Annotated in this window: 13 protein-coding genes and 1 pseudogene; 8 read left to right on the forward strand and 6 right to left on the reverse strand. The window is 67.6% G+C overall.

The window, feature by feature from the left end:
- The first annotated feature begins 95 nt into the window (after positions 1 to 95).
- Together ADBZ9K_RS09940 and ADBZ9K_RS09945 are read left to right on the forward strand one after the other, a co-directional pair.
- Entirely contained in the window at positions 96 to 3,485 is a 3,390-nt protein-coding gene (locus tag ADBZ9K_RS09940) for a TM0106 family RecB-like putative nuclease (RefSeq protein WP_526619894.1), read from the forward strand.
- Positions 3,482 to 4,834 carry an FAD-binding oxidoreductase gene (locus tag ADBZ9K_RS09945; RefSeq protein ID WP_526619895.1) on the forward strand — a complete coding sequence of 451 codons (1,353 nt, stop codon included), beginning with the start codon at positions 3,482 to 3,484 and terminating at the stop codon, positions 4,832 to 4,834. The genes ADBZ9K_RS09940 and ADBZ9K_RS09945 overlap by 4 nt, the downstream gene beginning before the upstream one ends.
- 9 nt (positions 4,835 to 4,843) lie before the next feature.
- Here the strand turns inward: ADBZ9K_RS09945 and ADBZ9K_RS09950 are convergent, their stop codons facing one another.
- Entirely contained in the window at positions 4,844 to 6,619 is a 1,776-nt protein-coding gene (locus ADBZ9K_RS09950) for an MFS transporter (RefSeq protein WP_526620878.1), read from the reverse strand.
- Positions 6,620 to 7,014: 395 nt separating this feature from the next.
- Here ADBZ9K_RS09950 and ADBZ9K_RS09955 point away from each other — a divergent pair, with 395 nt between their 5' ends.
- A complete protein-coding gene (locus ADBZ9K_RS09955; protein WP_526619896.1) occupies positions 7,015 to 8,118 on the forward strand; it encodes an Rv2629 family ribosome hibernation factor in 1,104 nt (367 codons plus the stop codon).
- Here ADBZ9K_RS09955 and ADBZ9K_RS09960 read toward each other — a convergent pair.
- Entirely contained in the window at positions 8,115 to 9,386 is a 1,272-nt protein-coding gene (locus ADBZ9K_RS09960; RefSeq protein ID WP_526619897.1) for a multidrug effflux MFS transporter, read from the reverse strand. The genes ADBZ9K_RS09955 and ADBZ9K_RS09960 overlap by 4 nt on opposite strands.
- A gap of 133 nt (positions 9,387 to 9,519) precedes the next feature.
- Between ADBZ9K_RS09960 and ADBZ9K_RS09965 the strand changes: the two genes are divergently transcribed.
- Both ADBZ9K_RS09965 and ADBZ9K_RS09970 read left to right on the forward strand, forming a co-directional pair.
- Positions 9,520 to 10,296, forward strand: a complete 777-nt coding sequence (locus tag ADBZ9K_RS09965) for a hypothetical protein (protein WP_526619898.1) — start codon at positions 9,520 to 9,522, stop codon at positions 10,294 to 10,296.
- Between the two features lie 180 nt (positions 10,297 to 10,476).
- Positions 10,477 to 14,208, forward strand: coding sequence for a multifunctional oxoglutarate decarboxylase/oxoglutarate dehydrogenase thiamine pyrophosphate-binding subunit/dihydrolipoyllysine-residue succinyltransferase subunit (locus ADBZ9K_RS09970; RefSeq protein ID WP_526619899.1), 3,732 nt, complete (start codon positions 10,477 to 10,479; stop codon positions 14,206 to 14,208).
- A gap of 79 nt (positions 14,209 to 14,287) precedes the next feature.
- Here ADBZ9K_RS09970 and ADBZ9K_RS09975 read toward each other — a convergent pair whose 3' ends face one another.
- Positions 14,288 to 14,662 (reverse strand): DUF732 domain-containing protein, encoded by a 375-nt coding sequence (locus tag ADBZ9K_RS09975; RefSeq protein ID WP_526619900.1) that lies wholly within the window; start codon positions 14,660 to 14,662, stop codon positions 14,288 to 14,290.
- A gap of 101 nt (positions 14,663 to 14,763) precedes the next feature.
- Here ADBZ9K_RS09975 and ADBZ9K_RS09980 point away from each other — a divergent pair, with 101 nt between their 5' ends.
- On the forward strand, positions 14,764 to 15,594 hold the full coding sequence (locus ADBZ9K_RS09980; protein ID WP_526619901.1) for an SDR family NAD(P)-dependent oxidoreductase: 831 nt from the start codon (positions 14,764 to 14,766) through the stop codon (positions 15,592 to 15,594).
- Between the two features lie 13 nt (positions 15,595 to 15,607).
- Here the strand turns inward: ADBZ9K_RS09980 and ADBZ9K_RS09985 are convergent, their stop codons facing one another.
- Positions 15,608 to 16,456, reverse strand: a complete 849-nt coding sequence (locus tag ADBZ9K_RS09985; protein WP_526619902.1) for a glycine betaine ABC transporter substrate-binding protein — start codon at positions 16,454 to 16,456, stop codon at positions 15,608 to 15,610.
- Between the two features lie 13 nt (positions 16,457 to 16,469).
- Positions 16,470 to 17,630: an NAD(P)-dependent malic enzyme gene (locus ADBZ9K_RS09990; protein WP_526620880.1), complete on the reverse strand. Its 1,161-nt coding sequence runs from the start codon at positions 17,628 to 17,630 to the stop codon at positions 16,470 to 16,472.
- Between the two features lie 134 nt (positions 17,631 to 17,764).
- On the opposite strand from ADBZ9K_RS09990, the gene ADBZ9K_RS09995 reads away from it, so the two are divergent.
- Together ADBZ9K_RS09995 and ADBZ9K_RS10000 are read left to right on the forward strand one after the other, a co-directional pair.
- Positions 17,765 to 18,874: a magnesium and cobalt transport protein CorA gene (locus tag ADBZ9K_RS09995; protein ID WP_526619903.1), complete on the forward strand. Its 1,110-nt coding sequence runs from the start codon at positions 17,765 to 17,767 to the stop codon at positions 18,872 to 18,874.
- A 303-nt stretch (positions 18,875 to 19,177) separates the two neighbouring features.
- Entirely contained in the window at positions 19,178 to 25,006 is a 5,829-nt protein-coding gene (locus ADBZ9K_RS10000) for a tandem-95 repeat protein (RefSeq protein ID WP_526619904.1), read from the forward strand.
- Here the strand turns inward: ADBZ9K_RS10000 and ADBZ9K_RS10005 are convergent.
- Positions 25,003 to 25,101, reverse strand: a pseudogene (locus ADBZ9K_RS10005) (suppressor of fused domain protein); the annotation flags it as partial. The gene ADBZ9K_RS10000 and the pseudogene ADBZ9K_RS10005 sit on opposite strands and share 4 nt — an antisense overlap.
- Positions 25,102 to 25,123 lie beyond the last annotated feature (22 nt).

Below are 25,123 nucleotides of genomic sequence, written 5' to 3' on the forward strand. Positions count from 1 at the left end.
AACCGACAAACAGGCGGGAAAGTGCGGGTACGGCACGCCATTACGTCGACCTCGGCACGCGCTGAGCCGTCGGGGGCCGCGCCTACAGTGGGTCTGTGTTCGTCGCCGACGGTCGCGTCATCTACAGCGCGTCCGACCTTGCCGCGGCCGCGCGCTGCGAATACGCGCTGTTGCGCGCGTTCGACGCTCAGCTCGGCCGGGGCCCGGCGGTGTCGGCGCACGACGAGCTGCTGGCCCGTACCGCCGAACTCGGTGACCAGCACGAGCAGCGCCACCTCGACGGGCTGCGGTCCCGCCGGGATGTCACCGTCATCGGCCGCCCCGCTTACACCGTGGCGGGACTGACCGCGGCCGCGCAGGCCACCGTGCGCGCCGTCGAGCAGCGCGCGCCCGTCATCTACCAGGCCGCCATGTTCGACGGGCGTTTCGTCGGGTTCGCTGACTTCCTGCTGCTCGACGGGGACCGCTACCGGCTGCGCGACACCAAACTCGCCCGTTCGGTCAAGGTCGAGGCGCTGCTGCAGCTGGCCGCCTACGCCGAGACGCTCGCCGCGGCCGGGGTCGCGGTCCACGACGAGGTCGAACTGGTACTCGGCAACGCGACAACGGTGGGCTACCGGGTCGACGAGCTGCTGCCGGTGTACCGGTCCCGGCGCGGTGAGCTGCAGGCCCTGCTGGACCGGCACCTGGCCGCCGGGTCCGCCGTCCGCTGGGACGACGAGACCGTCCGCGCGTGCATGCGCTGCCCCGAATGCGAGACGCAGGTCCGCGACCACGACGACCTGCTGCTGGTCGCCGGGATGCGGGTCAGCCAGCGGGCCCGGCTGATCGAGGCGGGCATCACCACGACCACAGGTCTGGCCGCGAATGACGGACTGGTGCCCGGCCTGGCCGCCCGCGCCGTCACCGCGCTGAGTCGGCAGGCCAGGCTGCAGATCGCACCCCTGGTGGACGGCAAGCCACCGTGGGAGATCCTCGACCCGCAGCCGCTCATGCTGCTGCCCGACCCCGACAAGGGCGACCTGTTCTTCGACTTCGAGGGTGACCCGCTGTGGACCGTTGACGGCTCCGACTGGGGCCTGGAGTACATGTTCGGTGTGCTGGGTGCCCAGGACGAGTTCACCCCGCTGTGGGCCCACGATCGCGCCCAGGAACGCAAGGCGCTGCGCGACTTCCTGCAGATGGTGCGCAAACGGCGCAAGCGCCATCCCAAGATGCACATCTACCACTACGCGCCGTATGAGAAGACAGCGCTGCTGCGGCTGGCCGGGCGCTACGGCGAAGGCGAGAACGAGGTCGACGAGCTGCTGCGCAATGGCGTCCTCGTCGACCTTTATCCCTTGGTGCGCAAGAGCATTCGGGTAGGCACCAAGAACTACAGCCTCAAGTCGCTCGAGCCGCTCTACATGGGATCAGAGCTGCGCACCGGCGATGTCACCACCGCGACCGACTCCATCACGATGTACGCCCGATACTGCGATCTGCGCACCGAGGGCCGTGAGGACGAAGCGGCCACCGTGCTCAAGGAGATCGAGGACTACAACCACTACGACTGCCGTTCCACCCGCAAGCTTCGGGACTGGCTGCTGGGCCGCGCCTTCGAATCGGGGGTGCCGCCGCTGGGGCCAGCGCCGATGCGAGACACCGGAGAGGTCCAGATCGTCGACGACCTGGACCGCACCCTGTCCCGTTTCGCCGGGGACGACGTGGTGGGCCGCTCTCCCGAGCAGCGGGCGGTGGCGATGATCGCCGCCGCCCGCGGGTATCACCGCCGCGAAGACAAGCCGTTCTGGTGGTCGCACTTTGACCGGATAACCAGCCCGGTTGACGAATGGTCAGACGCCCCAGGGGTTTTCCTGGCCGAGCACGCCGAGCTCGATACCGACTGGAACGTGCCGCCGCGGGCCCGAAGGCAGCAACGGCGGCTGCGGCTGAGCGGGGCGATGGCCGCCGGGGAACTCAGCCGCGACATGTTCACGCTCTACGCCCCACCGACACCGGCTGGGCTGTCCGACGATCCGGAACGACGGGCCTACGCCGCGGCCACGGTCATCGAATGCGACGACCCGGCGGCACCCACCGAAGTGCTGGTCATGGAGCGAGAGCCCAAGTCGGGCGGCACCTTCACCCAGCTGCCGTTCGCCCTGACACCGGGCCCGCCGTTTCCGACCAAGGCGCTGCGCGAGTCGATCGACGCGGCCGCGGCCGCCGTCGCGAGCGGCCTGCCCGAGCTGCCGCACTCCGCGGTCGTGGACATCCTGCTGCGGCGCCCGCCCCGCACCACCGCACCGCTGCCCCGCACCGGTGACTGCGCCGCCGACATCTCCGCCGCCCTGCTGGCGCTGGATCATTCCTACGTGGCGGTGCACGGGCCGCCCGGCACCGGCAAGACGCACACCGCCGCCCGCGTCATCGCCGGGCTGGTCAACGAACACCGGTGGCGCGTTGGCGTGGTCGCACAGTCACATGCCGTGGTGGAGAACCTGTTTCGCGACATCATCGCCGCCGGCGTGGATGCGTCGCTGGTCGCCAAGAAGCCCAGCGGCACCGGACCGTGGACCGACATCGACGAAAAGGCCTATCCCGCCTTCCTTACGGACCACGACGGGTGCGTCATCGGCGGGACGGCGTGGGATTTCGCCAACGCGTCCCGGGTGCCTCGCAACAGCCTCGACCTGCTGGTGATCGAGGAGGCCGGCCAGTTCTGCCTGGCCAACACGATCGCCGTCGCCTCGGCGGCCACGAACCTGCTGCTGTTGGGCGACCCGCAGCAACTCCCCCAGGTCAGCCAGGGCACCCATCCCGAGCCGGTCGACGCCTCCGCGCTGGGCTGGCTGGTCGACGGGCGGCACACGCTGCCCGCGGACCTCGGCTACTTCCTCGACCGCTCCTACCGGATGCACCCGGCGGTATGCGCCGCGGTGTCCCGGCTGTCCTACGACGGCAGGCTGCACTCGGTCGAGGACCGCACCGCCGCGCGCCGGCTGGCCGGAATCCGGCCGGGCGTCCATGTCCTGGCGCTCGACCACGACGGCAACTCGACGGACAGCCCCGAAGAGGCCGAAGCCATCGTCGCCGAGATCACCCGGCTGCTCGGTTCGGCGTGGACCGACGAAGACGGCACCCGTCCGCTGCGGGCCGCCGACGTACTGGTCGTCACCCCGTACAACGCCCAGGTGGTTTTGCTGCGCAGCCTGCTCGACGACGCCGGTCTGCATGAGGTGCAGGCCGGCACGGTGGACAAGTTCCAGGGCCGACAGGCGCCGGTGGTGTTCATCTCGATGGTGGCCTCCTCGATCGACGACGTGCCGCGCGGAATCTCCTTCCTGCTCAACCGCAATCGGCTCAATGTCGCGATCAGCCGCGCCAAGTACGCCGCGGTGATCGTGCGCTCAAGAATGCTCACCGAATACCTGCCGTCGACGCCGGCAGGCTTGGTGGAGTTGGGAGCATTCCTGTCCATCTGTGATAAACCCACGCCATGAGTTCAACGCTGGCCGAACGGCTGCAATCCGTCGTAGGTGCCGCGCACGTCGTCACCGATGCCGACGTGCTCGACGGTCGCAGCGTGGATTACACCGGCCGCTACCGCGGCCACGCCCGCGCGCTGGTGCGGCCGGGTTCGCCCGACGAGGTTGCCGCGGTGCTGCGGCAGTGTCGGGCGGCGGGTGTCTGTGTCACGGTCCAGGGTGGGCGCACCTCGCTGGTGGCCGGCACGGTGCCCGAGCACGACGACGTGTTGCTATCCACGGAACGGCTGACCGAGATCGGCGAGGTCGACGTGGTCGAGCGGCGTATTCGGGTCGGGGCCGGCGTGACGGCGGCTGCCGTGCAACGGGCAGCCGCTGCGGCGGGCCTGTTGTTCGGGGTCGACCTGGCCGCCCGGGACTCGGCCACCGTGGGCGGCATGGCCTCCACCAACGCCGGCGGGCTGCGCACCGTGCGGTACGGCAACATGGGTGAGCAGGTCATCGGGGTGGACGTGGCCTTGCCCGACGGGTCGGTGGTGCACCGGCACAGCCAGGTACGCGCCGACAACACCGGCTACGACCTGACCGCGCTGTTCGTCGGCGCCGAGGGCACCCTGGGCGTGATCACCGGCCTGGACCTGCGGCTGCACCCGATCCCCGCACACCGGGTGACGGCGGTGTGCGGGTTCGCCGACCTGGACGCACTGGTTGCCGCCGGGCGCAGTCTGCGCGACACCGAATCCATTGCCGCGCTCGAACTCGTCGACGGACGAGCCGCCGCACTGGCCGCCGAACACCTCGACGTCGCGGTCCCGACCGGTGGTGACTGGCTGCTGCTGATCGAACTGGCCGGCGACATCGACCTGACCGAACGGCTGGCCGATGCGCTGGAAGACGCGCAGCTGTGCGACGAGCCGGCCGTGGGCATCGACAACACCGCCCAGCAACGACTCTGGCAGGTTCGCGAGTCCACCGCTGAGGTGGTCGGACTCTTCGGGCCGCCCCTGAAATTCGATGTGTCGCTTCCCTTGTCGGCGATCCCGTCGTTCGCTGCCGACTCCGCCGCACTGGTCGGCGAGCACGCCCCGGGCGCCATCCCGGTGCTGTTCGGCCACATCGGTGAGGGCAATCTGCACCTGAACGTCCTGCGCTGCGGTGCCGAGCAGGAACGGCATCTGTACGCGGCGATGATGGAACTCATTGCCGCCCACGGCGGTAACGTCAGCTCAGAACACGGCGTGGGCAGCCGCAAGCGCGCCTACCTGCCGATGTCGCGTCAGCCGGCCGACATCGCCGCCATGCGTGCGATCAAGGCAGCCTTCGACCCGACGGGCTTCCTGAACCCCGCGGTGCTGTTCGACTGACCCGCCGGCTCACTCTCGGTGCCGGGAATGCCGCCCATACGTTTCAGCGGCGTCGGACTCGTCGCGGTAGTGGCGAGCGCGCCGCGGCTCGATCACGTCGCTGAGCCGGTGCCGAGAGGACGGTTCCGGCTCGTCACTCACGACGTCCAGCGGCTGGACGTAGGCATCGTCGACATGAAAACCGTTGTGGGCAAAGCCGACCGGGCCAGAGGCCGGCGGGAGCGGCTCGGCGACCGGACGTCCCCACGTGATGCGTTCGGTCTCATCGTCGGACTCGTGGATCGCCCGGTCCACCACGTACTCGACGTAGTCGTCGTCGTCATAGCCGTCGTCGTAGACCGGGATGGGGTCGGTGACCGCGTCGTCGCCGGCCTCCGCCGGAGCGGGCCGCGAGCCCAGCCCGCCCAACAGGAACAGCGCGGCGATGATGCCGAACAACGCGACGAAACCCGGCAGCAGCATCGACTGGGCCAGGGCGGCGGCGAACGGCTGGTGCAGGAACGACGGCAGCTTCAGCACGGCGAGCTCGCCCGGTTGGGCGCCGGGCGGTGCCGCCGGCATCTCATCGTTGATCCGCGCCGCCATGAACGCGGCCATCCCGGCGCTGCCGAGCACCGAGCCCACCTGCCGCGTCGCGTTGTAGACACCCGAACCGGCACCGGCCAGGTGCGGGGGCAGGTTGCGGGTGGCGGTCGCGGCCAGCGGCGCCCAGATGAACGCCATCCCGACGCCCATCGCGGTCAGCGGGACCAGCAGCCGCCAGATCGGCGTCGCCGGCGTCATATCGATCGACAGCCAGGTCAGGGCGATCGCCAGCACCGAGAAGCCGGATCCGATGATCGGGGACGGGTGCGCACGGTCGACAAGGCGGCCCACAAACGGCGCCAGCACACCGCTGGCCACTGCCATCGGCGCGATGAGCAACGCCGAGCGGGTCGGCGTCAGACCACACACCACCTGGGCGTAGAACATCACCGGCAGCATCATCGCGGTGACCACGAAGCCGATCACCGCGATGGCGAGGTTGGACAGGCTGAAGTCCCGGTCGGCGAAGATCTCCAGTGGTATCAGCGGCTCGTTGCGGTTGATCGACTGCCAGTAGAAGAACGCGGTGAAGAACCCGATGCCCGCGACGATGACCGCCCAGATCCACGCCGCCCAATGGTGGCTCTGACCTTCCTGCAGCCCGAACACCACCAGGAACATGCCGAGCCCGGACAGCACCACACCCGGCACGTCGAAACGGTGGCGACGGGTCGGCACGGCCGGGACGAGCCAGACGGCCAGCGCCAGACCGATCACCCCGATCGGCACGTTGACGAAGAAGATCCACGCCCAGCCGAGGTGGTCCACCAGCACGCCGCCGGCCAGCGGTCCGACGAGCGTGGCCACCCCCGCCGTCGCACCCCACAGGCTCATCGCCACACCGCGGCGCTCAGGCGGGAAGATCCGGGTGATCATCGACAGGGTCTGGGGCGTCAGCAACGCGGCACCCACGCCCTGGGCCACCCGCGCGGCGATCAGGGTGTCGACGGAACCGGCCAGCCCGCACCACAACGACGAGGCGGTGAAAATCGCCAGACCGGCGATGTAGAGGTTCTTGGGCCCGAACCGGTCGCCGAGGCGGCCGGCCAGCAGCAGCGGCACCGCATAGGCCAGCAGGTAGGCGCTGGTCAGCCAGATCACGGTGTCGTAGTCGGTGATCTTCAGCGCGTCCATGATGCTGGGATTGGCGACGGCGACGATCGTCGAGTCGACCAGGATCATGAAGAAGCCGACCATCATGGCCCACAGCGCGTTCCACGGATTCGGCGGAGCATCGGCGGCCACGGCCGGATCGGGTTCCCAGTCCGCGTCCGGCTCCGGGCCGGCCACGCTCCTGGTCATATCCACACCTCGTTTCGGCTTCCCGACCATGGTCACGCCACACCGCTGACGACCAACTGGGTCCCACCCGTGCAATCGATCGGCAGCGACACCATGTGCTCAACGCCGGTGCAGGTGTTCCAGCTTCCGGCCATCGTCGCGCTCGAGTCGAGACTATCGAGCCACCGCCCTGCCACCCGGCGGTGGCCCCGGTGAGCAGGCGCCCCGTTGAGCGTAGGTTGGGATCGACAGCCGTCGGGGGACGTGTCCCCATGGAGAACCGACGCCGGACGATTTCCAGCCGAGGAGGAGCCATGCATTCGGATCGCTTTCGCCCATTGGTGGACGCGAAAGGTCCATTCGTGTCGATCTATTTCGACGATTCGCACGACACCCAAGACGCGTCGGCGCAACTCGACGCCAGGCTGCGCGACGTGCGCAAGCACCTCGAGGAGCAGTCCGTCGACGCGGCGGTGATCGAAGCGATCGACAGCGCCGTTCGCAGCGCCCACCCGCCGGTGGGTCGCAGCGGCCGGGCGGTGATCGCGGCGGGTGACACCGTGGTGCTCGACGAGCACCTCATTCGCCCGCCGACGACCACGGTCATCCGGGTCTCCGAACTGCCGTACCTAGTTCCGGTCGTCGAGCACGGATTGCTGCACACCACCTACCTGCTGGTCGCCGTCGACCACGCCGGAGCCGACATCTCCGTGCACCATGCCGGGCGGGTCAGCACCGAGAACGTCGAGGGCGAGGGCTATCCGATTCACAAGGCCAAGTCGGCCGAACACGAGTTCGGCGGGGCCCAACCACGGGTCGACGAAGCGATCCGCAAGAACATCCGCGAAGTCGCCGACCGTGTCACCGCGCTGGTCGACGAATCCGGGGCGGCCTTGGTGTTCGTCGAAGGCGAGGCCGGCGCGCGCGCCGAACTGGTCTCGGCGCTGCCCGAGCGGGCCGCCGAGAAGACCGTGCAGCTGCAGGGCGGTGGACGCGCCGCAGGAACCGACCAGGCCGAGGTGCACCACGAGATCGGTCAGGAGTTCCTCAAACGCCGGCTGGGCACGATCGACGATGCCGCCCAGCGGTTCGCTGCCGGTCGCGGCACCGGCCTGGCCGTCGAAGGCCTGGCCGACGTGACGGCCGCGCTGCGCGACGGCGCGGTGGACACGTTGATCATCGGCGACATCGCAGACGCCACCGTCGTCGCCGACACCGACCTGGCCCTGATCGCTCCCGACGCCGACACCTTGTCCGACCTCGGCGGCGCCCCCGAACGGACGCTGCGCGCCGACGAGGCCCTTCCGCTGCTGGCAGTGGCCACCAGTGCGGCGCTGGTGCGCACCGACGAGCGGATCAGCCCCGCCGACGGCATCGGCGCGGTCCTGCGGTACGCGGAGAACAGCTCGGCGAGCTAGCCCGGTTCGGTCCCGGCGTCGACGTGATCGTCGGCGCCGGGAACCCCGACGGCCAGCAGGGTCAGCAACGCCACCGCCACGCCTGCGGTCATCACGATCGACAGCGCGATCTCGTCGTTGCCGAGCAGACCAACCACCGGTGCGATCACCGCGCCCAGCCCGAACTGGGCGGCGCCCAGCAGCGCGGCCGCGGTTCCGGCGGCCTCGTGATGGCGCGACAACGCCACCGCGGGCGCGTTCGGCATGACGAAGCCCAACATGGCCAACAACGCCCACACCGGGAGCACGAAGCCGTACACGCCACCGGTGTGGGTCACTGCCAACGCGATGAACACCGCACCGGCCACGCAGGCGGCGACCAGCGCCCACACCACGATGCGCTGCGGTGCGAAGCGACGCAGCAACACCACGTTGAACTGGGTGGCGGCGATCAACGCGATCGCGCCGGCGCCGAACACCAGGGCAAAGGTCTGCTGGTCAAGGCCGTGCCGGCCCTGCAGGACGAACGACGCGCCCGCGATGTAGGCGAACAACCCCGCCATCCCGAGTGCTGCGACCAAGACGAGGGTCACAAACCGCAGGTCACGCAGCAGCGATAGGTATGTCGAGGCGATCGACCGCACCCGTAGCGGGCGCCGGTGGCCAAGCGGCAGGGTCTCCGGCAGTGCCAGCGCCGCCAGCAGCAGCAGCGCCCCGGCCAGCACGATCAACACCGCGAACACCCAATGCCACGACGCTTTGAGCAGCACCACCGCACCCAGCGATGGCGCGACCACCGGCGCCACCCCGAGGACGAGCATGAGCCGCGACATCACCGTCGCCGCCTCGGAATCGTCGAACAGATCCCCGACCACCGCGATGGCCACCACCATCGCCGCGGCCGCGCCCATGCCCTGCAGGCCGCGGGCCAGGCTGAGGACCGTCACGTTGGGCGCGATCAGGCACAGCACCGAGGCGAACATGTGCAGCCCGATCCCGGCCATCAGCGGCCGGCGGCGACCCAACGAGTCCGATAACGGGCCCACGATCAGCTGGCCCAACGCCAGTCCGGCCAGCGTGCCGGTCAGTGTCAGTTGCGCCACCGAGGACGACACCGCCAGCTCCTCGGCGATGCGCGGCAGCGCGGGCAGATACATGTCGATGGTCAGCGGTCCCAGCGCCACCAGCGCGCCCAGCACGACGATCATCCGGACCCGGCTCGGGGCTACCACCTGACCGGCGACGGACGGCGCATCGCCGGTTGTGGTCACAATCGGCGATGTTGCCATGCTGAGCCACAGCACGCCCCGCGCAGTATTTGTTCCTCCTGCTCTTTTCGACCCGTGGTGACCGGGATCACCGCGGGGCACGTTCGGAAGGTGGTCGTTCGTTAGCCTGGAGACACCAACGGAAGGCACACGCATGAAGGTTCGCCGACGGGGCACTGGATCTGATGTCGCCGGCCGGGCGGCTCTCGAGCAGGTGCCGGCCCACATCGACGACGACGCCACCATGTCGGCGCGGGTGCTGTCCCAGGTCATCGAACGCAGCACCCGCGCACAGGCACCGGCGGTCAAGGCCTACGTTGCCCGGTTGCGCCGCACCCATCCCGACGCCTCGCCCGCTGACATCGTCACCAAGCTCGAGAAGCGCTACCTGGCCGCGGTGATGGCCAGCGGCGCCGCCGTCGGCTCGGCCGCAGCCTTCCCCGGCATCGGCACGCTGGCCGCGCTCTCGGCGGTGGCCGGCGAGACGTTGGTGTTCCTCGAGGCAACGTCGGTGTTCGTGCTGGCCGTCGCCGAGGTACACGGCATCCCGCTCGAGCAGCGGGAACGCCGCCGGGCGCTGGTGCTGGCCGTTCTGGTCGGCGAGGAGAGCAAGGGCGCCATCGCCGACCTGCTGGGTCCGAGTCGGACCAGCGGCGCCTGGCTGGCCGAAGGCGCCGAGTTGCTGCCGCTGCCGGCGTTGTCACAGCTCAACACGCGTCTGCTGCGGTACTTCGTCAAGCGCTTCACGCTGAAGCGGTCGGCGATGGCGTTCGGCAAGATGCTGCCCGTCGGCATCGGTGCCGCGGTCGGCGGCGGCAACCGACTGATGGGCAAAAAGATCGTGAACAATGCGCGTACGGCCTTCGGCCCCGCGCCGAGCCGGTGGCCGGTGAGTCTGCACCTGCTACCTGCGATCCCCGACGAAACGTAGCCGTTCGCCGACGCAGTCGAACCGGTTGCCGCCCGAGTTTCAGGCATGGGGCTGAGGTGCTTCGGGAACGCCTGAGAAGGGTTAGCCTTTTAGGCGGCGGCCATGTGTCGGGGCTAAACAGTGGGGGCAACCGTCGGAGCGCGGCTTGCCCGGACGAAGGAATCGAGGCGAGCAACTGCCGTGAGCAGTACGAGTTCACCATTTGGCCAGAACGAGTGGCTGGTCGAGGAGATGTACCGCAAGTTCCGCGACGACCCCTCCTCGGTCGATCCGAGTTGGCATGAGTTCCTGGTCGATTACAACCCCGAGCCGACGACCGAGACGGTCGCCACCGGCAACGGCCAGTCGACCGGACGCACCGCGCCCGTCGCGCCACCGGAACCGGCCCCGGCGCCACCGGCGAGCACCCCGGCACCGGCCAAGCCCGCCCCAGCCAAGCCTGCCCCGGCCGCGAGCAACGGCAACCCCGCGCCGCCGGCCCCGCCGAAGGCGCCGGCCGCCAAGGCGGCGCCGTCCCCGGCCGACAGCGGCGAGGAGACCCAGGTGCTGCGGGGTGCGGCGGCCGCCGTCGTCAAGAACATGAACGCATCGCTGGAGATCCCGACCGCAACCAGCGTTCGCGCCATCCCGGCCAAGCTGATGATCGACAACCGCATCGTCGTCAACAACCACCTCAAGCGCACCCGCGGCGGCAAGGTGTCCTTCACCCACCTGCTGGGCTACGCCATCGTGCAGGCGGTCAAGAAGTTCCCCAACATGAACCGCCACTACGCCGAGATCGACGGCAAGCCGAATAGCGTCACACCGGCTCATACCAATCTGGGCCTGGCCATCGACCTGCAGGGCAAAGACGGTAAACGTTCACTGGTGGTGGCCGCCATCAAGAACTGCGAGGGCATGCGGTTCGGGCAGTTCATCGCCGCCTACGAGGACATCGTGCGGCGTGCCCGCGACGGCAAGCTGACCGCCGAGGACTTCGCCGGCGTGACGATCTCGCTGACCAACCCCGGCACCATCGGCACCGTGCACTCGGTCCCCCGGCTGATGGCCGGCCAGGGCGCGATCGTCGGCGCCGGGGCCATGGAGTACCCCGCCGAGTTCCAGGGCGCCAGCGAGGAACGCATCAACGAGCTCGGTATCGGCAAGCTGATCACCCTGACCTCGACCTACGACCACCGCATCATCCAAGGTGCGGAGTCCGGCGATTTCCTGCGCACCATCCACGAGCTGCTGCTCTCCGACGACTTCTACGACGAGATCTTCTTCGAGCTCGGTATCCCCTACGAGCCGGTCCGCTGGCGCACCGACAACCCCGACTCGATCGTCGACAAGAACGCCCGCGTCATCGAGCTGATCGCGGCGTACCGCAACCGCGGGCATCTGATGGCCGACATCGACCCGCTGCGCCTGGACAAGACGCGCTTCCGCAGCCACCCCGATCTGGACGTCAACACCCACGGGCTGACGCTGTGGGACCTGGACCGGGTGTTCCGGGTCGACGGGTTCGCGGGCAAGGAGTCCAAGAAGCTGCGCGACGTGCTCGGGCTGCTTCGCGACGCCTACTGCCGGCACGTCGGCGTGGAGTACACCCATATCCTCGAGCCCGAGCAGCAGAAGTGGCTGCAGGAGCGCATCGAGGTCAAGCACGACAAGCCGACCGTCGCCCAGCAGAAGTACATCCTGAGCAAGCTCAACGCCGCCGAGGCGTTCGAGACCTTCTTGCAGACCAAATACGTTGGGCAAAAGCGCTTTTCATTGGAGGGCGCGGAGACTGTCATCCCGATGATGGATGCCGCTATCGACCAGGCCGCCGAGCACGCGCTCGACGAGGTCGTCATCGGCATGCCGCACCGCGGCCGGCTCAACGTGCTGGCCAACATCGTCGGCAAGCCCTACTCGCAGATCTTCAGCGAGTTCGAGGGCAACCTGAACCCGTCGCAGGCGCACGGCTCCGGTGACGTCAAGTACCACCTCGGCGCCACCGGCAACTACATCCAGATGTTCGGCGAGAACGACATCGAGGTATCGCTGACGGCCAACCCGTCGCATCTGGAGGCCGTGGACCCGGTGATGGAGGGACTGGTTCGCGCCAAGCAGGATCTACTCGAGAAGGGCGACGGGGAGAACGGATTCACCGTCATGCCGATGATGCTGCACGGCGACGCCGCGTTCGCCGGCCAGGGCGTGGTCGCCGAGACACTGAACCTGGCGTTGCTACGCGGCTACCGCACCGGCGGCACCATCCACATCGTCGTCAACAACCAGATCGGCTTCACCACCTCGCCGCAGGACTCGCGGTCCTCGGAGTACTGCACCGACGTCGCCAAAATGGTGGGTGCGCCGATCTTCCACGTCAATGGCGACGACCCGGAGGCGTGCGTCTGGGTGGCCCGGCTGGCGGTGGACTTCCGACAGAAGTTCAAGAAGGACGTCATCATCGACATGCTGTGCTACCGCCGACGCGGGCACAACGAGGGTGACGACCCGTCGATGACACAGCCCTATATGTACGACGTCATCGACACCAAACGCGGTGTGCGCAAGACCTATACCGAATCGCTGATCGGCCGCGGCGACATCTCGATGAAGGAGGCCGAGGACGCGCTGCGTGATTACCAAGGCCAGTTGGAGCGGGTGTTCAACGAGGTTCGCGAGCTGGAGAAGGTCGAGGTCGAGCCGAGCGAATCGGTCGAGGAAGACCAGATGATTCCGCGCGGGATGACCACCGCGGTGGACAAGTCGCTGCTGGCTCGGATCGGCGACGCGCACCTGGCGTTCCCCGAGGGCTTCAACGTGCACCCGCGGGTCAAGCCCGTGCTGGAGAAGCGCCGCGAGATGGCCTACGAAGGCAAGGTCGACTGGGCCTTCGGTGAGCTGCTGGCACTGGGCTCGTTCCTGGCCGAGGGCAAGCTGATCCGGTTCTCCGGGCAGGACACCCGCCGCGGCACGTTCACCCAGCGGCACGCGGTGATCATCGACCGCAAGACCGGCCAGGAGTTCACCCCGCTGGATCTGCTCACGATCAACCCGGACGGCACACCGACCGGCGGCCGCTTCCTGGTGTACGACTCGGCGCTGTCGGAGTACGCGGCGGTGGGCTTCGAGTACGGCTATTCGGTGGGCAACCCCAATGCTCTGGTGTTGTGGGAGGCGCAGTTCGGCGACTTCGTCAACGGCGCGCAGTCGATCATCGATGAGTTCATCAGCTCCGGGGAGGCCAAGTGGGGCCAGCTCTCCGACGTCGTGCTGCTGCTGCCGCACGGGCACGAGGGCCAGGGACCCGACCACACCTCCGGACGCATCGAGCGGTTCCTGCAGCTGTGGGCCGAGGGCTCGATGACGATTGCGATGCCCTCGACCCCGGCGAACTACTTCCACCTGTTGCGCCGGCACGGTCTAGACGGAGTGCACCGGCCGCTGATCGTGTTCACGCCGAAGTCGATGCTGCGCAACAAGGCTGCCGTCAGTGACATCCGGGACTTCACTGAGCAGAAGTTCCGGTCGATCATGGAGGAACCGACCTACACCGACGGCGACGGCGACCGCACCAAGGTCACCCGAATCCTGTTGACGAGCGGCAAGATCTACTACGAGCTGGTTGCCCGCAAGGAGAAGGACAAGCGCGACGACGTCGCGATCGTTCGCGTCGAGCAGCTGGCTCCGCTACCCAAGCGGCGGTTGAGCAACACCCTGGATTCGTACCCGAATGCCAACCAGTTCTTCTGGGTGCAGGAGGAGCCGGCCAACCAGGGCGCGTGGCCGACGTTCGGGCTGACCCTTCCGGAGTTGTTGCCGGACAAGCTGACCGGGATCAAGCGGATCTCGCGGCGCGCGATGTCGGCGCCGTCGTCGGGGTCGTCGAAGGTGCATGCCGTCGAGCAGCAGGAGATTATCGACGAAGCGTTCGGCTAGAACGACGCTACGCCGCCTGCGAGTGTGCGGTTTCATCCGCAACACGCCGCGGGCGGCGTATGGGGACGCACACTCGGGGCTAGAAGCCGAAGTTGTTCAGGAACGGCAGCGGGATCGGCGAGTTCCCGTTCGCCAGGTCCTGCACCGCACGCGGGCAGAAGAACGAAACCGCGATGCCGGTGAACATGGTGGCCGGCCCTAGCGGGCGGCCGAGCGTGTCGGCGACGGTGGACGCGATGTCGGCGGTGTTCTGGCTGCGATCGGCCAGCAGCGGGCAGATCGACTGTCCCAACTCGACTGCCTGTCCCGGGTCGACCCCGGTGATACCGGCGTTGCCCAGCGCGGACAGGAAGTCGTCGGTGGTGGTGTCGGCCTGGGCGGGCGCGGCAAGCGCCACGGCGCCGGCGATGAGGCCCGCAGCCAGCCCGGCACTCGTCATACGGCGAAACGTCATGCTGTAAGCATCGCGCACAGGGATCCCGCCGTTACCCCGGGATGCCTCGCGCGCTAGCCTGGGCTCATTCGACACACGTCAAACAACTTTCAGGAGCGTTCATGCAGGGGTTTGCCGGGAAGGTAGCGGTGGTAACCGGGGCCGGGTCGGGAATCGGCCAGGCACTGGCTATCGAACTGGGCCGATCGGGCGCCAAGGTGGCGATCAGCGATATCGACACCGACGGGCTGGCCGTGACCGAGCAGCGTCTGGCGGCCATCGGCGTCCCGGTGAAGGCCGATCGCCTCAACGTCACCGAGCGGGAGGCCTTCGCCGCCTATGCCGACGGCGTCAAGGAACACTTCGGCAAGGTCAACCAGGTCTACAACAACGCCGGCATCGCGTTCTCCGGCGACGTCGAGATCAGCCAGTTCAAAGACATCGAGCGGGTGATGGATGTCGACTTCTGGGGTGTTGTCAACGGCACCAAGGTGTTCCTGCCCTACCTGATCGAATCCGGGGACGGTCACGTCATCAATGTCTCTAGCGTGTTCGGGCTGTTCTCGGTGCCCGGCCAGGCCGCCTACAACTCGGCCAAGTTCGCCGTGCGCGGGTTTACCGAGGCGCTGCGCCAGGAGATGCTGCTGGCCAAGCACCCGGTGAAGGTGACGACGGTGCATCCCGGCGGAATCAAAACCGCCATCGCCCGCAACGCCACCGCCGCCGAAGGGCTGGACCAGGCCTCGCTGGCCGAGGCGTTCGACAAGAAGCTGGCCAGGACGACGCCGGAACGCGCCGCGCAGATCATTCTCGACGGCGTCCGTAAGAACCGGGCCCGCGTACTGGTCGGCACCGACGCCAAGATCCTTGATCTGATCGTGCGCGTCACCGGCTCGGGCTATCAGCGGCTGTTCTCCACCGTCTTGCCCAAGCTCTCCCCGCCGATGCGCTGAATCGCTGAATCCCCTAGCGCCCGAGGGGATGCGCTGAGAGCCAGTCCTCGGCGACCGATCGCGGATCGGCTCCTTCGGCGACTTGGCGACGCATGTCGACCAGCGATCCGGTGTCCAGCACGCCGGCGATCTCGTTGATCGCGCGAACCTGCTGCTGGTCGAGTTCGTTGCGCCGGTAGAGCGGAACGATGTTCTCGGCTTGCACCAGTGTCGGCTTGCCGTCGGCGAGGACGACGAGCTCACTCGGTACGCCGCTGTCGGCGCTGCCCGTCCACCCTGCCGTGATGGCACCCTTGCGCAGCGCCGCGAACATGGCCGCCTCGTCGGGGAATTCCCGAGCCGGCGGAAGTGTGCAGGTACCGATGACACTCGGCAGCCACCGTGCGCCGGAGACCGCACCGACGGTCAGACCCCGGCAGTGCCGCAGCAGTGCGCTCAGGTCCCGACTGCCCCACGCCGCGGCGGTGACGTCGGTGACGGCGAGCGCGGGTTTGTCCTCGGCGGCGGTTGTGTAGTCGCCGGCGGCCAACCCCTCGGGCAACACCCCGAGCAGCGCCCGGTAGACCTGGGCATCCGAGCGGACTGCCGCGCCCGGAGCGAACGTCTGCAGCAGCCGGCCGGTGAAACCTGGGACGACGCTGACGGTCCCGGAGTCCAACGCAGCCAACGGGTCCTCGACGGTCTGCACGTGCGCGGCACTGCCATAGGCGCGCAGCCCCGCCGCGTACAGGTTCGCCAGCAGGGTGGTCTCGGGATCGGCCGTCGTGCCCACCGCCAACGACGGGGCTGGCGGCGGGGGGCCGCAAGCGACAACCAGCAGTGCCAGCAGCCCCAGCATCAGCCGGCGAAAGATCGTCGGCATCAACGGGTTTCGCTCAGGATTCAGAGGCGGCAGCCACCGCGGCAGCCACCGCCGGCCCGACCCGTGGATCAAGCGGGCTCGGAACGATGTGTTCAGGGGCCAGATCGTCACCGACGACAGAGAAAATCGCTTCTGCCGCAGCGACTTTCATACGTTCAGTGATGCGCCGTGCACCGGCGTCCAGCGCACCGCGGAACACGCCGGGGAAGGCCAGCACATTGTTGATCTGGTTCGGGAAGTCGCTTCGACCCGTCGCCACGATCGCCGCATGCTTGCGGGCCGCGTCCGGATGGATCTCCGGATCGGGGTTGGACAACGCGAACACGATGCCGCCGGGCGCCATCGTCGCGATCAGCTCCTCGGGCACCAGACCTGCCGATACCCCCAGGAACACGTCCGCGCCGTCGAGCGCCTCGGCCAGTCCCCCGGTGCGCCCGTCGGGATTGGTCGTCTCGGCAAGTTCACGCTTGAACGGGTTGAGGTCGTCCCGACCGGCGTGGACGATGCCCTGCGAGTCCAGCATCGTGACGTGAGTCAGGCCGCTGGCGATCAGGATCTTCGCGCATGCCACGCCCGCGGCCCCCGATCCCGAAATCACCAGGCGCAGCGAGCTGATGTCGCGGTCGAGCACCTTGGTGGCACCCAGCAGCGCTGCCAGCACGACAATCGCCGTGCCGTGCTGGTCGTCGTGCATCACCGGGCAGTCCAGCGCCTCGATGACCCGGCGCTCGATCTCGAAGCAGCGCGGCGCCGAGATGTCCTCGAGGTTGACCGCGCCGAAGGTCGGCCGCAGCCGGATCAGAGTCTCGACGATCTCGTCGGGATCCTTGGTATCCAGCACGATCGGGATGGAGTCCAGACCGCCGAAAGTCTTGAACAGTGCGGCCTTTCCCTCCATCACCGGCAGTGATGCAGCCGGGCCGATGTCACCGAGGCCGAGTACCGCACTTCCGTCGCTGACCACCGCCACCAGCCGGTTGGCCCACGTATAGCGAGCGGCCAGGGTGTGATCCGCCGCGATCGCACGACTTACCTGGGCCACGCCCGGGGTGTAGGCGATCGACAGCGCGCGCTGAGTATCCAGCGGCGATTTCAGCTCAACCGACAGCTTCCCGCCGAGATGAGCAGCGAAGATCTCCTCGTCGTCGATGACGAGGCGGGGGGTACGCACCATTTCAGACACGGCGTCAGGGTACTCGCCCCCCTCGCCTCACCGGGCAGGGTTCCCCCGCCGTGAAAGCCTACTGACGCGTAGCATTTCCCCTCGGGCTCAAGGGGCCCAGCCGCCGCGTGAGGGGAGGTCGCATCATGCCGTCATTTCGCGCTTTGCCGCCGTCGCTGCTGGGTTCCGGCCGCAACGTCGCTTCGCCGGGCGAAGTCGACGCTAGACGCATCCATGTGCCCGTCGCCCGGGCGATGGTTGATTGCGCGATCTATGTCGAGGGTGCGCGGCTGCCGGGCAAGTACACCCATGCGGCGGCGCTGGCCAAGGTTCACGAGCTCACGGCCGAAGGGCAAAAGGCATTCGTGTGGCTGGGATTGCACGAACCCGACGAGCATCAGATGGAATCGGTGGCGCACACCTTCAACCTGCATCCGATCGCCGTCGAAGACGCGGTGCACGCCCACCAGCGCCCCAAGGTGGAGCGTTACGACGACGCCCTGTTCCTGATCGTCAAGACGGTGAAGTACGTGCCGCACGAGTCCGTCGCTCAGGCCCGCCAGATCGTCGAGACCGGCGAGATCATGGTGTTCGTCGGGGCCGACTACGTGGTAACCGTCCGGCACGGCGACCACACCGGCCTGGCCGGTCTGCGTCACCACCTCGAGGATGAACACGTCCAACTCGCGCTCGGCCCCTACGCGGTGATGCACGGAATCGCCGAGCACGTCGTCGAGAGCTACCTCGACGTGGCCCGCCTGATGGAGTGCGACATCGACACCATCGAGGAAGAGGCCTTCTCCCCCGACCTCAAGACCGACATCGCCCAGATCTACATGCTCAAACGTGAGGTCGTCGAAATGCGCCGGGCCGTGGGCCCGTTGACCGCCGCGCTACAGAAGATCACGACCGACCACAAAGACCTGATGAGCAAGGAAGTGCTGCGCTACATGCGCGATGTCCTGAGCTTGCAGAGCCAGGCCGGTGATCAGATCTCCAGTTATGACGAGCTGCTCAGCTCGCTCGTGCAAGCCGAGCTGGCCAAGGTGGGTCTGCAGCAGAACCTCGACATGCGCAAGATTTCGGCGTGGGTGGCCATTGCCGCGGTTCCGACCATGATCGCCGGTATCTACGGCATGAACTTCGAGCACATGCCCGAGCTGTCCTGGGCATATGGCTACCCCGCGGTCCTGGCGCTGATGGCGACGGTATGCGGGTTCCTGTACTTGAACTTCCGACGGAATCACTGGCTGTAGCGGCCTGACGGTGCGGATTTCGTCGCACCAAAGTTAACCAACCGTCTCCCCACTGTTTGCGGTCTCGCAAAGTAAAGCCGCGTTGTAGTGCGACATTCTCGGTAAACGCTGAGGCCAACCCGGTGTGAAGATTTGCCGAAGGCTTTGCCCCAGAAGATGCGGAATCGTGATCTGTGTGGCTCACTGATTGACGATCGTGACAATAAGCACACATCGGGGGAAGTTATGTCGAGCTCGTCGGGGAACTCACAGTCGGTCACACGTCGCCGCCGCCACGGGCGCGACCTGCCAGTATTGCGTTGGTTGCAGGTCGGAACCGCCGCGACCGGCGTGAGCGTGGCGCTGCTGGCCGCACCGGGTCTCGCGGCCGCCGACGAGGGCAGCGCAGCCTCGGGCACGGACTCCACGACGAAATCAGCAGAACCCCACCGCGGAACCGCCGGGACCGCACGCACCCGGACCAACGCCCCGAAGACAACCAGCTCGGCCACCCGCGGCTCCAGTAAACGACCCAACCCCCTCGGCGTCGTGCAGCACAGCGCTGACACCACCGAAACCGACAGCAAGACCGAAACACCCTCGGCGGCAACAACACCCGCCGCCACCTCGGCCCAGACCCCGGCGCCCGGCTCGAGCACCGTTCAAACCGCCCAGTCTGCGGTCACCATCCACCTTCGGGAGTACCCCGCCCCGGTGACCGCGCCGGTCACCGTGCGGGCGATCGTCGACGACACGCTGAGTTGGATCGGGTTGGGCGACTTGGCGCCCACCGTGCCCGTTCCCGACGCGCCGGTGCCCGACCTGATCGCCGCAGCGTGGGTCGGCGTACGCCGCTTCCACTACACATTCTTCAACTCCACGCCCACCTTGACCGCCCAGACCTACACCGAAGACCCCGACACCGGGGTCATCACCGGCAGCGTGAAGGGATATGACGCCGACGGCGACATCCTCAAATACGAAGTCAACGCGCAACCCAGCCACGGCACCGTCACCGTCACCGACGACGGCACCTACACCTACACCCCCACGGCCGCCTACGCCCACACCGGCGGCACCGATACCTTCACCCTCGCTGTCAACGACATCGCCGCCAACCCCTGGCACACCAACCCTGTCAGCCAACTCGTCGACGGACTCACACACGTCCTGTCCCAGCTGGGCCTGGTAGCCGATCCCGTCTCCACCACCCACACCGTCGTTACCGTAAGCGTCGCAACGATCAAGGCGACCGCCAACGATGACACCTTCATCACCGATCCGAACACGCCGCTGGCGATTACTGCCGCCCAGTTGCTGAGCAACGACAGTGCTGACCCCAAGACCGTCAGCGTTGCCTCCATCAGCCAGCCCGGCCGTGGCAGCCTGACCGACAACGGTGACGGCACCTACACCTACACCCCGACCACCGGCCTCACCGGCACCGACAGCTTCACCTACACCATCACCGATGCCGGCGGCCACACCAGCACACCAGCGACGGTGACCATAACCGTCGCCGTCACCACCCACGCCGCCGTGGACTCGACCGTCACCGTGGGCGGCACGCCAGCGGGGACGGCGCTCAGCCCGGACGGCAAGACCGTCTACGTCACCAACCAGGCCAACAACACCGTGTCAGCCATCGACACCGCCACCAATAAGGTCACCAACACCATCGCTGTCGGCAACAGGCCGTTCGGGGTGGCCATCAGCCCGGACGGCAGAACCCTCTACGTGGCCAACTCCGCCGACAACACCGTTTCGGTCATCAACACCGCCACCGCAACCCCAGATGTCGCGGACAGGTCTGCGGCAGCGGTCAGCACTGTCACCGTCACCACCATCCCCGGCTTCAAGACCCCGTACGCGCTCGCGATCAACGCCGACGGCAGCACGCTGTACGTCACCAACCTCGGCGACAACAGTGTGTCGGTCATCAACACCGCCACCAAAGCCACCACCAAAACCATCACCGACGTCAAGAACCCCGCCGCGGTAGCGATCAGCGCCGATAGCAAGACCCTCTACGTCACCGATGCCAAGGCCGGCACTGTGTCGGTCATCAAGACCGCTGACGACGCCCGCAGCACCATCACCGGTCTCAACGACCCGTCCGCGTTGGCGCTCAGCGCCGATAGCACCCGCCTCTACGTGACCAACGCCGGCTCGGGCAACGTGTCGGTGATCAACACCGCCACCAACACCGTCATCGCCAACATCACCGGCCTCGACAGCCCGGCCGGCATCGCGGTCAGTGCCGATAAAGCCACCCTCTACCTAGCCAATTCCAAAGCCGGCACGGTGTCGAAGGTGGCCGTCCCAGCCACTGTTATCAACAGTGCACCCACCGTGAGCGTCGACACCACCGCTGTCGACCCGGCGACCGGGACCCGGTTGGTCGTCGCCCATTCCAGCGACCCCGACGGCGACCCCGTCGCAGTGGTCGTGGTCACCGCCCCCGCCCACGGCACCCTGACCCTGCTGTCGAATGACGAGAAATCAGCCCTCGGCCTAGCCCTCGGTACCGCGGCCTACCGCTACACCCCCGAGGCCAGCTTCGCCCACACCGGCGGCGTCGAAACCATCACCTTCGCCGCCCAAGACACCTCCGGGGCCACCACCGCAACCGCCTTGACCTTCACAGTGGCCGCGATCAACCACGCGCCCACCGTGACCGCCACCGTCGGGGCCAGCGGCGCCGACGGCACACGCCTGATCACCGTGAACACCACCGACCCCGACGCCGACCCCGTCACCATCACCAACGCCACCGCCGCCCACGGCACCCTCAGCGCCCTCAGCGTCGATGAACTCAAGACCTTAGGCCTGGCCGGCCTGACCGCCGGCACCACGGTCTACCGCTACACCCCCGACGCGGCGTTCGCCCACACCGGCGGCACCGACACCCTCACCTTCACCGCCACCGACACCCTGCCCACCGGCACCACCGGCCCCGCCATCACCAGAACCCTGGCCGTGACCACCGCCGCGATCAACCACGCCCCCACCGTGACCGCCACCGTCGGGGCCAGCGGCGCCGACGGCACACGCCTGATCACCGTGAACACCACCGACCCCGACGCCGACCCAGTCACCATCACCAACGCCACCGCCGCCCACGGCACCCTCAGCGTCCTGAGCAACGCCGAAAAAGCCGAACTCGGCCTGACCACCACCGCCCCGGTCTACCGCTACACCCCCGACACGGCGTTCGCCCACACCGGCGGCACCGACACCCTGGCCTTCACCGCCACCGACACCCTGCCCACCGGCACCACCGGCCCCGCCATCACCAGAACCCTGGCCGTGACCACCGCCGCGATCAACCACGCCCCCACCGTGACCGCCTCCCCCCTGGGAGACGCCAGCGGCGCCGACGGGTCGCGTCTGATCACCGTGAACACCACCGACCCCGACGGCGACCCCGTCACCATCACCACCACCGCCAGCCACGGCACCCTGACCGCCCTGAGCGCCGATGAACTCGGCACACTGGACGTGGCCCTGACCGCCGGCACCACCGTCTACCGCTACACCCCCGACGCGGCGTTCGCCCACACCGGCGGCACCGACACCCTGGCCTTCACCGCCACCGACACCCTGCCCACCGGCACCACCGGCCCAGCCATCACCACCACCCTGGCCGTGACCACCGCACCCATCAACCACAACCCCACCGTGAGCGTCGATATCCGCAACATCAATCCCTCCACTGGCGCCCGCATCGTCGTGTTCACCACCAGCGACCCCGACGGCGACCCCGTCGAGTTCAGCCTGACCGCCACCACCCTGCACGGCGCCCTGACTGCGTTGAGCGCAGACGAAAAGACCACCCTCGGAATCGATTCCGCTGCAGCGGCATATAGCTATACCCCCGATGCCGCGTTCCTGGTGACCGGCGGTGATGTCGTCATCACCTTCACCGCCACCGACGGCCAAGGCGGTATAGCTGCCGAAAACTCCGTCACCACCCAGGTGGTCGCCGTACCGGCCACCGAAACGGTCACTACGGGCCTCCCGTCCTCGGCCTTCACCTCGTATGTGGCGCCCGGGAAGGTATCCAGCAGCCCAGCCAACGAATCTCCCGCCAAAGCTTTCGACGGTTTGGCCTCGACGAAATACCTCAACTTCGCCGCGGCGGGATCGGGCGTAACGATCGACCTCGGTGCGGGTAACGAGCGGACTGTGGTCGGCCTCGGGCTCACCACCGCGAATGATTTTCCCGAGCGCGATCCGAACTCCTACGAACTGTATGGATCCTCCGATGGAACGAACTTCACGTTGATCTCATCAGGGGCACTCACGCCGCCGACCGACCGTGGTGCGGCATATCCCGACGTCGAATTCGCGAACACCACCGCCTACCGCTACTACCGGGTGGCTTTCACAACGCTTCGGCCCTCAACCACGCCGGCTAGCTCAGTCCAGATCGCTGAGATCCGCTTGATGGGCACAGCCCTCCACGGCCCGGTCGCTACCACAAACATCGGCAGTGCCGACCCCGACACCGGTACCCGCTTGATAGCGGTCTCCACCGACGACCCTGACAACACCGTCACCGCACCCACACCCGGTCACGGCACCCTGACCGCACTGACCAACACCGAAGCGTCGGACCTGGGCTACGCATCCGCCACCAAGGTCTACCGCTACACGCCTGACACTGCTTTCGCCCACATCGGCGGCACCGACACCTTCGCCTTCACGACCACCGATGACGCGGGCGGCACCACCAAAGCCCTGGTCACCATCACCACCGCGGCGATCAACCACGCCCCTACTCTCACAGCGACGGTCGGCGACGCCGAGGCCAGCAGCGGCATCCGTGTCGTGGTGATCACCACCAACGACACCGACAGCGACACCGTCTCCGTAACCGCATCGGCGCCTGCGCACGGCAGCCTGGCGGTACTGAGCACTGCCCAAAAGATCGCCCTAGGAATCGATCCCGCTGCCGCTGCCTACAACTACACGCCCACGGTGGCATTTGCCCACACTGGCGGTAACGATGTCATCACCTTCACCGCCAGAGACGGCCGCGGCGGCGTCACACCAACCAGCGTGACCATCACCACTGCTGCGATCAACACCGCGCCTGTGGCGATTGCCCAGTCCTTCAGCACCGATCAGGGCACCCAGCTGACATTCACTGCCGCGCAGCTGCTCACGGGCAGCAGTGACGCCGACGGCGACACCAGGACCATCGACTCGGTCACCCAGCCAGCCCACGGCACCCTGAGCAACGACGGCGCCGGAACCTACACCTACACGCCCACATCCACTTTCGCCGGAACGGACACCTTCACCTACACGATCAAAGACAGCACCGGCGCGACGAGCGCGCCGACGGCCATCACCGTCAGCGTGAATGCGGTCAACGCACCCACCACACCCACCGTGGACGCGACTATCGCCGGCTTCCGCGGCGCGACAGGGGTGGCGTTCAGCGCCAACGGCGCCTTCGCCTACGTCGCCAACTACAACGACCGCACGGTGACGGTCGTCGACAACGCCACCAAGAAGATCACCAGAAACCTCTCGGTCCCCGCCGGCCCGTTAGCGGTGACGTTCAGCGCCGCCAACCTTTACGTGGCCCTAGAAGATGGCAGGATGGTCAGAGTCAACCCCAACACCGGCACGACTTTCGGGTCTGTCGGCGTCGCTGACGCAGCTGCGATAGCGCGCAGCTCCGACGGCACCGTCTATGCCGCCGAAGGTGCCAGCACCTTGACGGTTATCACACCATCAGGTGTCCGCACCGCTATCACCGGCTTGCAAAATCCAGTGGCAATGGCGCTCAGCGCCGACGGCGCCACCCTCTATGTCGCCAACGGCGTCGGCAACACGGTATCGGTCATCAACACCGCCACCCAGAACATCATCGGAACTATCGCCACCCCAAGCCCGTACGGGGTTGCTATCAGCCCCGATAACACCACCCTCTACGTCGCCAACAGCGGCGACAACACCGTGTCGGTCATCGACACCGCCACCAAAGCCACCACCATCATCACCGGCTTCGATGCACCGTTCGGAATCGCGGTGAGCCCCGACGGCACCACCCTCTACGTCATCAACAGCAACGACACTGTTTCCGTCGTTAGCACGGGTCGACGCTCAGCCGCGCCCGCCGTGGCTGAGAAGGCCTAGCCAGGTCGGCTCGCTCGGCGGCGGGGATCGAGAACGTCGACCCCGTCGTCGAGCCAGGCTTGGCGCATGGCCCCGGCACCCTTGAGCCGTATCCAGCGGCCTCGGCCTGAGTGGTCA

Source organism: Mycobacterium sp. (genome assembly GCF_965229265.1).
GTDB lineage: Bacteria > Actinomycetota > Actinomycetes > Mycobacteriales > Mycobacteriaceae > Mycobacterium.

What these genes read in the sequence shown, in the direction of transcription:
- ADBZ9K_RS09945 (WP_526619895.1), top strand. Translation starts at nt 3,482, where the DNA reads ATGAGTTCAACGCTGGCCGAACGGCTGCAATCCGTCGTAGGTGCCGCG.
- ADBZ9K_RS09950 (WP_526620878.1), bottom strand. Translation starts at nt 6,619, where the DNA reads ATGATGGTCGGCTTCTTCATGATCCTGGTCGACTCGACGATCGTCGCC.
- ADBZ9K_RS09955 (WP_526619896.1), top strand. Translation starts at nt 7,015, where the DNA reads ATGCATTCGGATCGCTTTCGCCCATTGGTGGACGCGAAAGGTCCATTC.
- ADBZ9K_RS09960 (WP_526619897.1), bottom strand. Translation starts at nt 9,386, where the DNA reads ATGGCAACATCGCCGATTGTGACCACAACCGGCGATGCGCCGTCCGTC.
- ADBZ9K_RS09965 (WP_526619898.1), top strand. Translation starts at nt 9,520, where the DNA reads ATGAAGGTTCGCCGACGGGGCACTGGATCTGATGTCGCCGGCCGGGCG.
- ADBZ9K_RS09975 (WP_526619900.1), bottom strand. Translation starts at nt 14,662, where the DNA reads ATGACGTTTCGCCGTATGACGAGTGCCGGGCTGGCTGCGGGCCTCATC.
- ADBZ9K_RS09980 (WP_526619901.1), top strand. Translation starts at nt 14,764, where the DNA reads ATGCAGGGGTTTGCCGGGAAGGTAGCGGTGGTAACCGGGGCCGGGTCG.
- ADBZ9K_RS09985 (WP_526619902.1), bottom strand. Translation starts at nt 16,456, where the DNA reads ATGCCGACGATCTTTCGCCGGCTGATGCTGGGGCTGCTGGCACTGCTG.
- ADBZ9K_RS09990 (WP_526620880.1), bottom strand. Translation starts at nt 17,630, where the DNA reads ATGGTGCGTACCCCCCGCCTCGTCATCGACGACGAGGAGATCTTCGCT.
- ADBZ9K_RS09995 (WP_526619903.1), top strand. Translation starts at nt 17,765, where the DNA reads ATGCCGTCATTTCGCGCTTTGCCGCCGTCGCTGCTGGGTTCCGGCCGC.